This is a genomic window from Pseudomonas sp. MPB03, assembly GCF_046605385.1.
GTDB classification, from domain to species: domain Bacteria; phylum Pseudomonadota; class Gammaproteobacteria; order Pseudomonadales; family Pseudomonadaceae; genus Aquipseudomonas; species Aquipseudomonas zanjanensis.
The window spans coordinates 3,722,889-3,736,991 of sequence record NZ_CP176770.1; the positions used below are offsets into that span (position 1 = coordinate 3,722,889).

Consider the following 14,103-nt stretch of genomic DNA (forward strand, 5'->3'; position numbering starts at 1 on the left):
TGCTGCCTTTACGCAGGATTTACGCAGCGGCGAACTGCTGGCCGATCTGCAACGTGGCTTCGCTCATGGCTTTGGTGCGCATGTCGTCACCGTAGGCCAGGCCTTCGGCACGGACGAATTCGATATCAGTGATGCCGAGGAAACCGAACACCAACTTGAGGTAGTCCTCGTGACCCACGCCGCTCGGTTGGCCGGCATGCAAACCGCCCGCCGTGGAGACAATCACCAGTTTCTTGCCACCGCACAGGCCTTCGGGACCGGCTTCGGTGTAGCGGAACGTCTGTCCGGCCACGGCAATGCGGTCAATCCAGGCCTTGAGCTGGGTCGGAATGCTGAAGTTGTACATCGGCGCCGCGATGACTACGGCATCAGCCGCGAGGAACTCGGCCATTGCCGACGCGCTGAGATCGGCTTCGTGCTTCAGCGCCGCGTCGCGCAATTCGGCGCTGGTGCCGGCGGCAACCAACGTCTGGGCGGAGAAGTGGCTGATGGCATCGGCGGCCAGGTCACGGTAGGTCACGGTGATGCCTGGCTCGGCAGCTTTCCAGGCTTCAACCACTTCGCGGCTCAATTGGCGGGAAGCGGAGTGGTCGCCGAGGATGCTCGAATCGATGTGCAGCAGTTTCATATCAGTGCTCTCCAAATGAGGACCGCAACCAGGCGATCAATTGGCGACAATCCTATCGATGAAGCGAATGATCGATAAGTCAGCAAAAATGCGATAGTTTGTCCCACTGACAGGACAATTGAATTCAACATGCAAGACCTCAATGATTTGTATTACTTCGCCAAAGTCGTCGAAGCCGGCGGTTTCGCGGCGGCCGGGCGCTTGCTCGGCATTCCCAAATCGCGGTTGTCACGGCGCATCGCCGAGCTGGAAGAACGCCTCGGCGCCCGCCTGCTCCAGCGCACCACGCGGCAGTTGAAACTGACGGCGGTCGGCGAACGTTATCTGCGCCATTGCCAGGCCATGTTGCTGGAGGCCGAGATGGCCGACGAAGCGGTGGCGAGCATGTCCAGCGAACCCCGCGGTCGGTTGCGAGTGTCGAGCCCGGTGGGCCTGGCCCATCAGTTCCTGCCGGTGGTGATCGAAACCTTCCTGGCGAAATACCCCCTGGTGCAACTAGAAATGACCCTGCTCAACCGGCGGGTGGACCTGATCGGCGAAGGCATCGACGTGGCGTTGCGCGTGCGCGACCTGGGGGACGAAGACCCGCTGCTGATGACCCGGCGTCTGCGCCGGGCACGGCTGACGCTGGTGGCCAGCCCAGCCTTCGTCGAAGGGCGGCGAATCGAAACCCCGGACGATCTCAAGCAGTTGTCGGTGCTGGGGGCGCTGGAAGCCGATCGCCTGGTGCATCTACGCCTGGTCAAGGCCGATGGGCAGCAGGCCGAACTGAGCCTGGAAGCCCGCCTGGGCATTGACGACTTCATCGTGCGCCGGTCCTGCACCCTCGCCGGCCTGGGTTTCACGTTATTGCCAAGCATGTATTGCGAGCAGGAATTGCGTGACGGCACACTGGTGGAACTGCTACCTGGATGGTCATTGCCCGACGGCTGGCTCCAGGCGGTCTACCCCCATCGGCGTGGAATGTTGCCAGCGGTGCGCGCCTGGATCGATCATTTGGTGGAAGCCTTCGAGGGCTGTGGAGAAAAAACGCTATGAGGTTGAGCGAAGAGGATGTCGCGCGGTTTTGCCTGGGTTTGCCCGGTGCCAGGGAAGACTACAAATGGGGGGGCGTGCGGGTGTTTTCCATTGCCGGGAACAAGATGTTCGCCCTCCAGGGCCTGCGGGGCGATTCGTTGGCGTTCAAGGTCGACAAGGACCTGTTCCTGGGGCACTGCGACCGGCCGGGCATTCACCCCGCGCCTTATTTGGCGCGGGCCCAGTGGGTCATCATGCAGGTGCCTTATCCGCTGGGGGCCGAAGAACTGCGTGGCCTGCTGCAACGCTCACATCAATTGGTCGTGAGCAAATTGCCCAAGCGCACGCAGGTGGGCTTGTTGCTCTCGCCTTCAAAATAGATAACTGCCCAGGAACAACTGGTCGATCCAGAACACCTGGTGCAGCAGCACGATGAACCAGAACACCACTTGAAACGAGACTTTGCGGGTCTTGTGGCGAAACAACTGCTGGGCGAGCAAGGCCCCGGGCCAACCACCGGCCAGCTCCAGTGCATGCAGCACGTTTTCCGGGGTACGCCAGGCGTCGGCGCGGGCCTTGCGCTTGTCGCTCCAGTACAGCAGGAACGCCACCACGCTGACGACACCATAGGCCGCCATCGGCCCCCACGACACGCCCCGCAGGCCGAACAGCAGCGAGCCGAACAGCGGCAAGGCGCAGACCAGCGCCAACACCATCAATTTGAGCCGCAGGTTTTGCACCGCGCCACCGGCATTGCCCCCAGCGCGTTTGCGGGTGCCTGACTCGTTCATGGCTTGGCGGCCGTCCAGTCCACCCAGCCGAACTGCCAGGTGGCCAGGATCAACAGGCCGAAGGCGATGCGATACCAGGCGAACACCGCGTAGCTGTGGCTGGCGATGAACCGCAGCAGGCCCTTGACCGCGATCATGGCGAAGATGAACGCCGTGACGAAACCAATGGCGAACACCGGGAAATCCGCCGGCACGAACAGCTCACGGTACTTGTAGCCCGAATACACGGCCGCACCGACCATGGTCGGCATCGCCAGGAAGAACGAGAACTCGGTAGCGGTCTTGCGCGACAGCCCGAACAGCAAGCCCCCGATGATGGTCGCACCGGAACGGGAAGTACCCGGGATCATCGCAATGCACTGGGCCAGGCCGACCTTCAACGCATCCTTCCAGGAAATATCGTCTACCGTTTCAGCATGTACCTGGTGCTGGCGCTTTTCGGCCCAGAGCATCACCAGACCGCCCACCACCAGAGCGGCAGCCACGGTGACCGGGTTGAACAGATAGTGATGGATCCAGTCGGCAAGCAGCACGCCCAATATCACGGCGGGAAAGAAGGCAATCAGCAGGTTGGCGGTGAACCGGCGGGCGCTGGGTTGCGTCGGCAGGCCCAGCACCACATCGAAGATCTTGCGCCGGAACTCCCAGACCACCGCGAGGATCGCGCCGAGCTGGATGATGATGTTGAATGCCATTGCACGTTCGCCACCGAACTCGAGCAAGTCGGCGACGATGATCTGGTGCCCCGTGCTGGAAATCGGTAGAAACTCCGTCAAACCCTCTACTACGCCAAGAATCAATGCCGAAAAGGCCGTCCACAAATCCATTCATCCCCCAAAAAAGACCCTGCTCATGCGGGTCTTATCGCTATTCAAGTGTCATACAGGTCCACGCAGCGGCTGCACGATAGCTGCGATCATCCAAAAAAAACCAATGAAAAAATCAGAACAGGCTCAGGTTTTGCGCCGCGGGGCCGAAATCCTATCAGACAAGCCCTGATAACGCTGCCGCGTTATGACCCAGGTCAATCATCAATAGCCGCCAGGCGCTAAAGTGCCGCCCGTCGTTAATGACAAGAATAAGAAACCGGAGTGACAGCGTATGAATAGCTTGCGCAGTGTGTCGATCAGCCGACGCTTGTGGCTCATCCTGGTGGTGGCCATCGTGATGTTGTTCACGCTCGGCGCCTTTATGCTCAAGCAGATCCACACGGATCTGTATCAGGCCAAGGTGCAGAAGACCCAGCATGTGGTGCAGACCGCCAGCGGCGTATTGAGCTACTACCATGGGCTGGAAACCGCCGGCACCCTGACCCGCGAGGCGGCGCAGAAGCAAGCCCTCAGCGCGGTGCGAGGCCTGCGCTATGACCAGAGTGACTACTTCTGGATCAACGACCTGACGCCGGTCATGGTCATGCACCCGACCAACCCGAAGCTTGAAGGCCAGAACCTCTCGGCGATCCGCGACCCGAACGGCTACGCGTTGTTCAACGAGATGGTCGCCATCGCCAAGGCCAAGGGCGCCGGCATGATCAACTACCTCTGGCCGAAACCGGGTGCCGAAGCACCGGTCGGCAAGACTTCCTACGTCAAGTTGTTCGAACCGTGGGGCTGGATCATCGGCTCAGGGGTTTACATCGATGACGTGCAGGCTGAGTTTCAATCCCAGATGATCAAGGCCTCCTTGATCGGCTTGGCAATTACCGTGCTCATGAGCCTGTTCTTGACCTTGATCGTACGCAGCATCGTCCGCCCGCTCCAAGAGACCGTCAACGCCATGGCCAACATCGCCAGCGGCGAGAGCGACCTGACCCGCACCCTCGACACCCACGGCCAGGACGAAGTCACCCAACTGGCCCGGCATTTCAACGCCTTTACCGCCAAACTGCGCCAAGTGGTGAGCCAGTTGCAGGCTTCGGCCAGTGAGCTGGGGCAATCTTCCAACGAACTGGGCAACGACGCGGCTCAAGCCCAGGAACGCAGCCAGCAGCAGTCGCAACAAATGGAACTGGTGGCCACCGCGATCAATGAAGTGACGTATGGCGTGCAGGACGTGGCCAAGAACGCCGAGCACGCCGCCAGCGAGATGCGCGACGCCGAATCCCAGGCCCAGCAAGGCCAGGTCAACATCGACGGCAGCTTGCAGCAGATCGATCGCCTGTCCCAGACCATCGACCAGGCGGTGGAAGTGATTCGCACCCTGGCCAGTGAAAGTACCCAAATTGGCAGCGTGTTGGAGGTGATCCGCTCCATCGCCGAGCAGACCAACCTGCTGGCCCTCAACGCTGCGATCGAAGCCGCCCGCGCTGGCGAGCAAGGCCGGGGCTTTGCGGTGGTCGCCGATGAAGTGCGACTGCTGGCCCAGCGTACGCAGAAGTCCACCGCTGAGATCCAGTCGATGATCGAGCGCCTGCAAACCCATTCCGAAGCCGCCGTGAAAGTCATCGGCGACAGCAGCCGTGCCTCGCAACTGACCATCGAACAGGCGGGCCTGGCCGGTGCCAGCCTCAACGCCATCGGCCAGGCCCTGCGCAACCTCAACAGCCTGAACGCCTCCATTGCCAGCGCCACCCTGCAACAGGCCCATGTAGTAGAAGACATCAACCAGAACGTCACCCAGGCCGCCGGACTGTCCCACAGCACCGCCATGGCCGCCGAACAGTCCAGCCAGGCAAGCAGCCGCCTGAAGGCGCTGAGTGAACAACTTAACGGGTTGCTCAAACAGTTCCGGGTCTAAGGGCTGTCAGGCGCCTAAAGGGGTTGATGCACACTAGAAACTGTTGTGATTCACTGTGGCGAGGGAGCTTGCTCCCGCTTGAGTGCGCAGCACTCACAAAAAAGGGCCGCTACGCAGCCCAACGGGAGCAAGCTCCCTCGCCACGGGCTCAACCAACAATGGTATTGGAGCTCTCCACGCCATAGCGTTTACAATCGCCGCCCTCTCCTCTTTCCCCAAGGAACCACCATGTCCGGGCTTGAACTGTTTGCCGCAGCCCTCGGCGTGATCGCTGTCTGGTTGACCGTCAAGCAGAACCCCTGGTGCTGGCCGATCGGCCTGGTCATGGTGTTGCTGTACAGCTGGATTTTTTTCGAGGTGAAGTTGTACTCGGACATGCTGCTGCAGGTGGTCTACGCGGTGTTGCAACTCTACGGCTGGTGGCAATGGACCCGTGCCGGGCACAATCATGATGGGCGTCAGGTCAGCCATCTCGGTGGGCCGTCGGTGCTGCTCGGCCTGGCCATCGGCGCGGCGGGCAGTCTGCTGTTGGGCGCCGCCATGGCCCACTGGACCGACGCCGCCCAGCCCTGGCTCGATGCCGCGCTCACTGGTTTCAGCCTCGTCGCTCAATGGTGGATGGCGCAAAAACGCGTGCAATGCTGGCCGTTGTGGATCGTCCTGGACGTGATCTTCGTCGGCCTGTTCATCTACAAGGGCTTGCACCTGACCGCCGCGCTTTACGCCCTGTTCACCCTGCTGGCCGTGCAAGGCTGGCGGGAATGGCGCGCCGACCCGGCCCTGCGCGCATGAAGGTGGTGGTCCTGACCGGCCCGGAATCCAGCGGCAAGAGCTGGCTGGCTGCGCAACTCCAGGCACATTTTGGTGGCGTGCGGGTGGACGAGTACGTGCGCCATTTCATGGAACAGACCCAGCGCGATACGTGCCTGGCGGACATCACCGACATCGCCTCCGGCCAGTTGGCCTGGGAAGACGAGGCACGAGCCCGCCGACCCTCGCTATTGATCCTCGACACCCACCTGTTGAGCAACATCCTCTGGAGCCAGACCCTCTTTGGCGACTGCCCGGACTGGCTCGAACCGGCGTTGCTGGCCCGTCATTACGACTTGCACCTGCTGTTGAGCCCCGAGCAGGTCGAATGGACTGGCGACGGTTTGCGTTGCCAACCCGAGCTGGAAGAACGACTGGCATTTTTCGACGCCATCGAGGCGTGGCTGAGTGGACATCGGCAACCGTTCCAGATCATTCGAGGCAACTGGGCGCAACGCCAGCGGCAAGTGTTCGCGGCCGTCGCCCAACTGACCGCAGGATGATTTGTCTCACGTTTGAAACATCACGCTCGCGGCAAACCCGGATCCAACATCGTTTCAGATGATTGTCATCAAGACTGTCAAGTCACTGAAACACCCACCCAAAAACCTGGATCCAGAGCCCTGGAACAGCGTGCAGCCGGTTAGCCATCATGTGCGTTGTCTCAGCGCTGAAACAGGTTTCTTCCCCCGCTGCGCGCGCCTGAACCCAACTTGTTGAATTCACAGGCAATTCAAAACCCGGCACAACACCTGCTCTTCCCCACTTCGCAACGCTGACTAGGGCCAGCGTACCGAAGAAGGAATCGATGCCATGGGGATGTTCGACAGGGGTGTGACCTGCCTGCTATTCATCGGCTGCGCCGTCGGCGCAACGTTCAGCCTCCCCGCGCAGGCCGAGGGCAACGGCGTCATCGTACTCAACCGTGACGTGCAACCCATCGCAATCGGTCGCAACGGCGGCAAAGACCCCTACCCGACCACCGTCAACGCCAACCCCTCCGAACGCATCAACCAGGCGACCAATAGCACCGAACTGAGCGATGGCGAATTCGCCAGCGTGGCCAGCGGTTCGTCGATCCGCAACATCGTCACCCCCAATACCGGCGTGCAGGGCCTGAACGTGGTCACCAACCCCAACGGCATGCCGGGCATGAATGCCGGCCACGGTGGCGGCAGCGGCGGAGCGATCTCTGGCACCATCAACCGCTCGCTGAGCTCCGGCCTGGCCCCGCTGGGCCGGCTGGCGGGAGGTCAGTGACATGAAACCCGTCCTGTTTCTACTCGCCCTGGTCATGCTGTCCCTGCTCAGTTCTTTCACCGCATTTGCCGATTCGGGCATGGCGGTGGTCAGCAACGCCAACCTGCAGGATTCCGGCAGCCAGTACACCGGCAACTTCAACGTCAACCAGGCGGCTGGCGACCAGATCCAGCAAACCAACACCCGGGCCATTGCCATTGGCAGCCACGCCCAGGCCAGCACCCGCGTACAGCAAAGCGTCGACACCCAGGCCAACCCCTCCATGAACGCCACCGCCCGTATCGGTGGCCACTCCTTTACCAACGGCAACGGCGTGCTGGGCGTGAACCAGTCCGCCGGGGCCAACAACCAGATGGCCAATGTCATGCGGGTGAGCATCAGTGCCCATCCGCAGAGCATTGACGACAGCGCCCTGTCCCAACAGAACGTGGCGTTGCTACCGAACTCAGGCGCAACTGGCGCCCCAACCGGCAGTCGCCAGGTCGTTACCAGCGACCAGGCCTTCACCGGCAGCCGAGGGGTGATTCAGGTGAACCAGAGTGCCGGGGTGGGGAACCGCATGGCTAACACCCTGAGCATCCGGGTCGCTGACTGATCCGGCGCAGTGGGCATAAGAAAGTACCAACACTTAACCAACGACACGCAAGGAGAAACATCATGAAACCTACAATGGCACTCAAACCATTGGTTTTCGCTCTCGCCGCTGTCATGGCAATGGCTGCACAGGCCGATGGACGTGGCAACGGTAACGGCCACGGCAACGGCCACGGCAATCAAGGCCCAAGAGGTCCCTCGTTTGAGCAGTTGCTCTCGATCACGGCCGGGGCTGGTGCGACCGTACTGGATGTGCAGAACAGCGATGGCAACATCGTAACCAACCAGGCCACCCGCAACACCGCTGAAGCCACTGATTCGCTCAATGGCAGCAACGGCAACATGGGCGCCAACATCGCGGGCGGCGACGGTAACCAGCAAGACAACGCCGCCGCGCTGGCCACCGCTGACGAAAGCTTCATCTTCGGTTCGGCTGTTGCTGTTTCCAGCGCCACGCAAGTCAATAGCAACAACTATGTCAAAAACAACTCGACGCAAAACAATGCCTCGCTCACCAATGCCGGCAACGATGGCTCCGGTAATATCGGCATCAACGTGACCGCTGGCAACTTCAACCAACAGAAAAACAACCTGGCCATTGCCGTATCGGGTGGCCGTGTCGCAGAAGCTGCCGCTTCGGCCGATCAGTCCTCCAGCGGCCTTGTGGTGGACAACAAAGGCGTGCGCACCTACAAGACCGATACCCTTACCAGCACCTCCAGCGCCTCCGGCACGTTCAAGGCCAAAGGCACCGGTACCGTCGAAGACGACGGCGGCTGGGGCAACAAAGGTGGCTACGGCGGCGGCCACGATGACGACAAGTTCAAGTTCTCCGCCGTGGGGACTTTCGAACTGGCCGGCAGCAACACCCAGCAGGTGCTGACCCGCGACGGTTGGAAAAACCCTGTGATCAACAACGCCACCATGACCAACTCCATGAACGGCTTCTCCGGTAACGGCGGCGCCAACGTGTCGGCGGGCGTGGGCAACCAGCAAAGCAACTCGCTGTCCATCGCGGCGGGCTGCAAGGCTTGCATGTAAGCGCGGGTGAAACGGAGCCCCGGTAACAGCAATGCTGTTCCCCTAGGGTTTGGATGAATCTTGTGGCGAGGGAGCTTGCTCCCGCTCGGTTGCGCAGCAACCGCAAAAACCTGGGGCCGCTCCGCAGCCCAGCGGGAGCAAGCTCCCTCACCACGGACGTATTTCAATGCTCTAGACGAACAGTGCCGCTGGGAAACGGGGCTTTTTTCCCGGATGTCCATCAGGCGTATTGATCATGCGTGTCACTGCCGTTTCCCTGTTGCTCTGCCTGGCCTGTATGGCCGAAGCGGCGCAGATGCCGGTCGCTGCCCTGCCTGGCGGCATGCTGGTCTACAAACCGGTGCAAAGCGTACGCGAGCGCAAGTTCAGCGACATCGTCGAACAGAAAACCGACTTCAGTTGCGGCGCCGCCGCGCTGGCGACGGTGCTACGCCAAGCCTATTGGCTCGATGTCGATGAAGAGCACGTCATCAAAGGCATGCTGGTCAATGCCGACCATGACCTGGTTCGCACCCAGGGCTTTTCCATGCTGGACATGAAGCGCTACGTGGAAACCATCGGCATGCGTGCCCGAGGCTACCGGATACCGCCGGAGAAACTCGAAGCGGTGACGATCCCGGTGGTGGTCCTGATGGAAATACGCGGCTACAAGCACTTCGTGGTATTGCAGCGAGCCGACAAGCAATGGGTCTACATCGGCGACCCGGTGCTGGGGCACAAACGCTATTCCCACGATGAGTTCGTCAAAGGCTGGAACGGCATCGTCTTCGCGATCGTCGGCCCGGGCTATGACAAGACCAATGCCCTACGCAGCCCTCCTCAACCCCTGACGGCCCGTAACAAGCTGGACGGTTTCAACCCGGTCAGGGATGCGGAACTGATGGATTTCGGCTTCATACAGAGCGACTTTTTCTAATCGCCGATCACTGCCAACAATAAGTACAAAAAGGAGCAGGACGCTCCGGGAGCAGCACATGAAAACTTCACACTGGCTGTCGCTGGCCTGCCTGCTCGCGACCGCCTCGGGCTATGCCCATGCCGGTTTCAAACCCATCGAGGTCAAGGACCAGGAGCTCGCCGAGTTGCGCGGTCGTTATGTCATGCCCGGCCGCGTCATCAGCTTCGGCATCGTCATGAGCAGTACTTGGCGCAACGCCAGCGGCGACCTGATCGGCGCCAGCAGCACCATGCAAATCCAAGCCGCCACCGTCAAACCCGAATTCTATGTCTCCACCATCAAGCAAACCGGTAACGGCAGCGTCCCGGAACAGGGCAGCGGCAACATTACCGGTGGCGCCGGCCTTGGCACGAGCCAGGGCGTGACCCAGAGCGTGCGTGCCGCCGGCGACGGCAACACGGCCTACAACAACGTCAACATCAATGTGAAGGAGAGCAACCAGGCGCCCGCGCTTGTCCCCTCCCAAGGTCAACTGTTGACCAAGGGCCAGACCATCAGCGGCAGCAATGCCGCCGGCAGCGTCGCGGTCACTGCCACCGGCAACGGCGTGCAGATGGCGATCCAGGCCAGCCACAACCAGGGCGGCACCTTGCAACAAGTGGCCCAGGGCGGCTTGCTGCAAAACACCCGCCTGTTGGGCAACAGTAACCTGGTCAACAACATGACGCAGCTCAACGTGGTGCTGAACAACAACGGCCCCAGTGCCGGCGCATTGGACTGCAACCTGACCCAACTGCGCGGCCTCCGTAACCTCGGTTATTGAACTACGCTGGTTTCCGATCATTGGGCAAATAGGGACGGCATATTTCATGTATCGATCCGTATCGTTGCGCGCTGTGATGTGTTTAAGCACGTTATTCCCGGCGGCCGTGTTACAGGCGGCCCCGGATGCCGAAATAGAAGCCCTGAAACAGCAGCTTCTAGAGCTCAAGCAACGATACGAGGTCCAGCAAAAGGCCTTGGCGGTGCTCGAGCAGCGGGTTCGCCAAGTAGAGGACCAACCCGCCGCGCCACAACCCAAGCGCCTGGCCAAATCCCCGGCCGACATGAAAGGCAACCAGACCGCCGGCGGTGCTGCGACAACAGCGGGCGGCAGCGGCTATGGGCAATCCCTGGCCGACGATTCCCAGCCGGCCCAAAGTGTCTCCAACCTCTATGACGAGGCCAGCGGCTTCTTTGGCGGCGGCAAGTTCAGTTTCGAGACCGGCGTGACCTATTCGCGCTATGACACGCGGCAACTGATCCTCAACGGCTTCCTGGCCCTGGATTCGATTTTCCTGGGCAATATCAACCTCGACCGGATCAAGGCCGACACCTGGACGCTGGACCTCACCGGTCGCTACAACTTCGACAATCGCTGGCAGTTCGACCTCAACGTGCCGGTGGTCTACCGCGAATCCACCTACCAGTCAGGCGGCGCGAACAACGGTGCGGCCGGGGTCACCAGCGAAGAAACCGTGACCCGCGACCCGACCATCGGCGACGTCAACTTCGGCATCGCCTACAAGTTCATGGATGAGTCGATCAACTCTCCGGACGCGGTGGTCACCCTGCGGGTCAAGGCCCCCACCGGCAAGGACCCGTTTGGTATCAAGCTGCGCCAATCCCAGGCCAACACCAACCTGTTCGTGCCTGACGACTTGCCCACCGGTAACGGCGTCTGGTCGATCACGCCCGGGCTCTCGCTGGTCAAGACCTTCGACCCAGCCGTCCTGTTCGGCAGCCTTTCCTACACCCATAACCTCGAAGAGTCATTCGACGACATCAGCTCCACGGTCAACCAGAAGACCCCGGGCAAGGTGCGGATCGGCGACAGTTTCCAGATCGGCGCGGGCGTTGCCTTTGCGTTGAACGAGAAGATGAGCATGTCGTTCTCGGTCTCCGACCTGATCCAGAAGAAAAGCAAGCTCAAGCAGGACGGCGGCGACTGGGAATCGGTGACCTCCAGCGACGCCAACGCCGGTTACTTCAATATCGGCATGACCGTCGCCGCGTCCGACAACCTGACCATCGTGCCGAACCTGTCCATCGGGTTGACCGACGATGCGCCGGATTTCACCTTTAGCCTGAAATTCCCATACTACTTCTGATGCCCTCTGGGATAGGTAATGGGAAGGACACTGCAACCCCCTGTGGGAGCGAGCTTGCTCGCGATGAGGCCCTTTCAGTCAGCATGAATATTGAATGAAAGTCCGCTATCGCGAGCAAGTTCGCTCCCACAGTTCTTTGCGCAGGTTTGAGTCAGCGGATCTGATGCTTATGCAGCAGACGATAGAACGTCGGCCGGGACACGCCCAATACCCGCGCCGCCACGCTCAGGTTGTCACTGTGACGGTTGAGCACATCGCTCAGGGCCTGGCGCTCGGCGCGGGTCTTGTAATCCTCCAGCGTCCCCATCGGCGCCGTGATGCCCTGTTGGCTGGCCAGGCCAAGGTCCCGGGCTTCGATCTGGCGCCCTTCGGCCAGCACCAACCCGCGACGGACGCGATTGGCCAACTCCCGCACGTTGCCGGGCCAGTCGTGCATGCCCATCGCCACCAGGGCATCGTCACTGAAGCTGCGGGGACGACGGCCGGTTTCCCGGCTGTAGAAATGGGAAAAGTGACTGGCCAACATCGCCAGGTCGCCATGGCGTTCGCGCAGGGGTGCCATGACCACTTGCAACACATTCAAGCGGTAATACAAGTCCTCGCGAAATCGCTTGTGCTCGATGGCCGCCTCAAGGTCCACATGGGTAGCCGCCAAGACCCGCACATCGACGGCGATCGGCTGGCTGCCGCCAACCCGCTCAATGTGTTTTTCCTGGAGGAAACGCAGCAAGTTGGCCTGCAACTCCAACGGCAGGTCGCCAATCTCATCGAGAAACAGCGTGCCCCCATGGGCCGCCTCGATCCGGCCAATCTTGCGTTGGTGAGCGCCGGTAAATGCGCCCTTCTCATGACCGAACAATTCGGACTGGATCAAGTGCTCCGGAATGGCGCCACAGTTGATGGCGATGAACGGCTTGTTGCGCCGATGCGACTGGCAATGCAGGGTGCGCGCCACCAGCTCCTTGCCGGTGCCGCTCTCACCGCGAATCAACACGGGCGACTCGGCCGGCGCCAACTTGCTCAACAACTTGCGCAGTTCGCGAATCGGCTTGCTGTCGCCCAGCAGTTCATGTTCGGGCTGGTCGATATGAATCGAGCCCTGGCCCCGCAGGCGCGCCATGCCAAACGCCCGGCCCAGGGTCACCTGGACCCTGGACACGTCAAAAGGCAAGGTATGGAAGTCAAAAAACCATTCGCAGACAAAATCACCGACGTTTTGCAGGCGCAAGACTTCCTGGCTGAGCACGGCGATCCACTCCGTGCCGCTGCGGCTGATCAATTCCTTGACCGCTTCCGGGCGCTCCAGGTGAAACGGTTGCAAGCGCAGCAGACCGACGTCACAGGTCCGATCGCCGGCGTGTTCAAGGGCGCAACTGTCCACATCCCAACCAATGCTGCGCAGCCCTGGCAACAGGCGATGACAATCGTCGCAGGGATCAACCACGAGCAGACGACGTGACGTACTGGCTTCGATCATGACTGATCCTTGGCGCCAAAATAAGGAAATATGATTAGAAACAGTCGTTTGGCAAACCTGCATGTAACAGTAGCAAGAAGTTGACGCGCCCTTGTATCAATTGATTATCGAGATCACGTTAAAACGGTTATAAGCGAGCGTTTCGTTAGTTGTCACAGGTGTTTTTCTTTCAGGGTGCTTTCAAACAAAAGTGCAAAAGCCTGGTCTGAAAGAAAATCGAAATTTATTTAAATAATGTGTGACCCGCCTACGGGTTCGGGACATCAGTACAAGTAACCAGCCGCACGGTACGCCCAACCGACGGCACATCATTTGTTTGGGCACACTGAAGAGAAAACGCCATGAACGCCCCGCTCCGTATCAACGAAGCTCTTTTGATTGCCGACCGCGCATTCCGTCCATTCCAATGCGTGGCCTGGGCTCCACAAGACGGTAACGGTGAACTTAGCCTGACCGTCATCGACCGTACCAATACCCATATTGGCCGCACTCAGATTCCAAGCAGCGCCTATACCGACCCGGTCCAACTGGCCGATCTGTTGAAACAGGCCCGTGCCGAATTGAGCCAGGAAGGCTACACCTTGCAATCCTGGTCGATGCCGGAATAAACCTCGATAAAGCCTGTTATCGATTGCAGGCTTGGCATTGGGTTGTAAAGCCATTGTTATGGCACGCATCGCCGCAGCATCGGTAGACCTGAC

16 protein-coding genes are annotated in these 14,103 nt (G+C 60.5%); 12 read left to right on the forward strand and 4 right to left on the reverse strand.

The annotated features are described in order from the left end of the window. Positions 1–19 precede the first annotated feature (19 nt). Positions 20–628, reverse strand: a complete 609-nt coding sequence (locus ACLH0I_RS16370) for an FMN-dependent NADH-azoreductase (protein WP_250963566.1) — start codon at positions 626–628, stop codon at positions 20–22. A 129-nt stretch (positions 629–757) separates the two neighbouring features. Here ACLH0I_RS16370 and ACLH0I_RS16375 point away from each other — a divergent pair, with 129 nt between their 5' ends. Next, complete coding sequence (locus ACLH0I_RS16375) at positions 758–1,666, forward strand: LysR substrate-binding domain-containing protein (protein WP_411384773.1); 909 nt, start codon at positions 758–760, stop codon at positions 1,664–1,666. Next, the gene (locus ACLH0I_RS16380; protein ID WP_250963591.1) at positions 1,663–2,025 is read left to right on the forward strand and encodes an MmcQ/YjbR family DNA-binding protein; all 363 of its coding nucleotides are present in this window, start codon (positions 1,663–1,665) and stop codon (positions 2,023–2,025) included. Before ACLH0I_RS16375 ends, ACLH0I_RS16380 begins: the two co-directional genes overlap by 4 nt. Here the strand turns inward: ACLH0I_RS16380 and ACLH0I_RS16385 are convergent. Together ACLH0I_RS16385 and ACLH0I_RS16390 are read right to left on the reverse strand one after the other, a co-directional pair. Further along, positions 2,017–2,436, reverse strand: coding sequence for a DUF1294 domain-containing protein (locus ACLH0I_RS16385; protein ID WP_411384774.1), 420 nt, complete (start codon positions 2,434–2,436; stop codon positions 2,017–2,019). The genes ACLH0I_RS16380 and ACLH0I_RS16385 overlap by 9 nt on opposite strands. Further along, positions 2,433–3,263 (reverse strand): undecaprenyl-diphosphate phosphatase, encoded by an 831-nt coding sequence (locus tag ACLH0I_RS16390; protein ID WP_411384775.1) that lies wholly within the window; start codon positions 3,261–3,263, stop codon positions 2,433–2,435. Before ACLH0I_RS16390 ends, ACLH0I_RS16385 begins: the two co-directional genes overlap by 4 nt. A 274-nt stretch (positions 3,264–3,537) precedes the next feature. Here ACLH0I_RS16390 and ACLH0I_RS16395 point away from each other — a divergent pair, with 274 nt between their 5' ends. The 9 genes from ACLH0I_RS16395 to ACLH0I_RS16435 all read left to right on the forward strand — a co-directional run bounded on the left by ACLH0I_RS16395 (position 3,538) and on the right by ACLH0I_RS16435 (position 11,925). Next, a complete protein-coding gene (locus ACLH0I_RS16395) occupies positions 3,538–5,172 on the forward strand; it encodes a methyl-accepting chemotaxis protein (protein WP_250963563.1) in 1,635 nt (544 codons plus the stop codon). 228 nt (positions 5,173–5,400) lie between these two features. Further along, positions 5,401–5,964, forward strand: coding sequence for a nicotinamide riboside transporter PnuC (gene pnuC / locus ACLH0I_RS16400; RefSeq protein ID WP_186729858.1), 564 nt, complete (start codon positions 5,401–5,403; stop codon positions 5,962–5,964). After that, positions 5,961–6,485 carry an AAA family ATPase gene (locus ACLH0I_RS16405; protein ID WP_250963590.1) on the forward strand — a complete coding sequence of 175 codons (525 nt, stop codon included), beginning with the start codon at positions 5,961–5,963 and terminating at the stop codon, positions 6,483–6,485. The genes pnuC and ACLH0I_RS16405 overlap by 4 nt, the downstream gene beginning before the upstream one ends. 310 nt (positions 6,486–6,795) lie before the next feature. Then, complete coding sequence (locus tag ACLH0I_RS16410; protein ID WP_411384776.1) at positions 6,796–7,242, forward strand: hypothetical protein; 447 nt, start codon at positions 6,796–6,798, stop codon at positions 7,240–7,242. A 1-nt stretch (position 7,243) separates the two neighbouring features. After that, a complete protein-coding gene (locus tag ACLH0I_RS16415) occupies positions 7,244–7,837 on the forward strand; it encodes an adhesin (protein ID WP_411384777.1) in 594 nt (197 codons plus the stop codon). Positions 7,838–7,899: 62 nt separating this feature from the next. After that, the gene (locus ACLH0I_RS16420) at positions 7,900–8,877 is read left to right on the forward strand and encodes a heme utilization protein (RefSeq protein WP_411384778.1); all 978 of its coding nucleotides are present in this window, start codon (positions 7,900–7,902) and stop codon (positions 8,875–8,877) included. Positions 8,878–9,112: 235 nt separating this feature from the next. Further along, positions 9,113–9,793: a C39 family peptidase gene (locus tag ACLH0I_RS16425; RefSeq protein WP_186707659.1), complete on the forward strand. Its 681-nt coding sequence runs from the start codon at positions 9,113–9,115 to the stop codon at positions 9,791–9,793. Between the two features lie 58 nt (positions 9,794–9,851). Next, positions 9,852–10,598, forward strand: a complete 747-nt coding sequence (locus tag ACLH0I_RS16430; RefSeq protein ID WP_411384779.1) for a hypothetical protein — start codon at positions 9,852–9,854, stop codon at positions 10,596–10,598. Between the two features lie 46 nt (positions 10,599–10,644). Beyond that, on the forward strand, positions 10,645–11,925 hold the full coding sequence (locus ACLH0I_RS16435) for a hypothetical protein (protein ID WP_186707657.1): 1,281 nt from the start codon (positions 10,645–10,647) through the stop codon (positions 11,923–11,925). A 151-nt stretch (positions 11,926–12,076) separates the two neighbouring features. Here the strand turns inward: ACLH0I_RS16435 and ACLH0I_RS16440 are convergent, their stop codons facing one another. Continuing rightward, the gene (locus ACLH0I_RS16440) at positions 12,077–13,402 is read right to left on the reverse strand and encodes a sigma 54-interacting transcriptional regulator (protein WP_411384780.1); all 1,326 of its coding nucleotides are present in this window, start codon (positions 13,400–13,402) and stop codon (positions 12,077–12,079) included. Positions 13,403–13,743: 341 nt separating this feature from the next. On the opposite strand from ACLH0I_RS16440, the gene ACLH0I_RS16445 reads away from it, so the two are divergent. Continuing rightward, positions 13,744–14,010, forward strand: a complete 267-nt coding sequence (locus ACLH0I_RS16445; RefSeq protein WP_013693488.1) for a hypothetical protein — start codon at positions 13,744–13,746, stop codon at positions 14,008–14,010. Positions 14,011–14,103 lie beyond the last annotated feature (93 nt).

Bases quoted from the DNA above. Each gene is read 5' to 3' on its own strand.
- ACLH0I_RS16370 (WP_250963566.1), bottom strand. From the start codon at position 628: ATGAAACTGCTGCACATCGATTCGAGCATCCTCGGCGACCACTCCGCT.
- ACLH0I_RS16375 (WP_411384773.1), top strand. From the start codon at position 758: ATGCAAGACCTCAATGATTTGTATTACTTCGCCAAAGTCGTCGAAGCC.
- ACLH0I_RS16380 (WP_250963591.1), top strand. From the start codon at position 1,663: ATGAGGTTGAGCGAAGAGGATGTCGCGCGGTTTTGCCTGGGTTTGCCC.
- ACLH0I_RS16385 (WP_411384774.1), bottom strand. From the start codon at position 2,436: ATGAACGAGTCAGGCACCCGCAAACGCGCTGGGGGCAATGCCGGTGGC.
- ACLH0I_RS16390 (WP_411384775.1), bottom strand. From the start codon at position 3,263: ATGGATTTGTGGACGGCCTTTTCGGCATTGATTCTTGGCGTAGTAGAG.
- ACLH0I_RS16395 (WP_250963563.1), top strand. From the start codon at position 3,538: ATGAATAGCTTGCGCAGTGTGTCGATCAGCCGACGCTTGTGGCTCATC.
- pnuC (WP_186729858.1), top strand. From the start codon at position 5,401: ATGTCCGGGCTTGAACTGTTTGCCGCAGCCCTCGGCGTGATCGCTGTC.
- ACLH0I_RS16405 (WP_250963590.1), top strand. From the start codon at position 5,961: ATGAAGGTGGTGGTCCTGACCGGCCCGGAATCCAGCGGCAAGAGCTGG.
- ACLH0I_RS16410 (WP_411384776.1), top strand. From the start codon at position 6,796: ATGGGGATGTTCGACAGGGGTGTGACCTGCCTGCTATTCATCGGCTGC.
- ACLH0I_RS16415 (WP_411384777.1), top strand. From the start codon at position 7,244: ATGAAACCCGTCCTGTTTCTACTCGCCCTGGTCATGCTGTCCCTGCTC.
- ACLH0I_RS16420 (WP_411384778.1), top strand. From the start codon at position 7,900: ATGAAACCTACAATGGCACTCAAACCATTGGTTTTCGCTCTCGCCGCT.
- ACLH0I_RS16425 (WP_186707659.1), top strand. From the start codon at position 9,113: ATGCGTGTCACTGCCGTTTCCCTGTTGCTCTGCCTGGCCTGTATGGCC.
- ACLH0I_RS16430 (WP_411384779.1), top strand. From the start codon at position 9,852: ATGAAAACTTCACACTGGCTGTCGCTGGCCTGCCTGCTCGCGACCGCC.
- ACLH0I_RS16435 (WP_186707657.1), top strand. From the start codon at position 10,645: ATGTATCGATCCGTATCGTTGCGCGCTGTGATGTGTTTAAGCACGTTA.
- ACLH0I_RS16440 (WP_411384780.1), bottom strand. From the start codon at position 13,402: ATGATCGAAGCCAGTACGTCACGTCGTCTGCTCGTGGTTGATCCCTGC.
- ACLH0I_RS16445 (WP_013693488.1), top strand. From the start codon at position 13,744: ATGAACGCCCCGCTCCGTATCAACGAAGCTCTTTTGATTGCCGACCGC.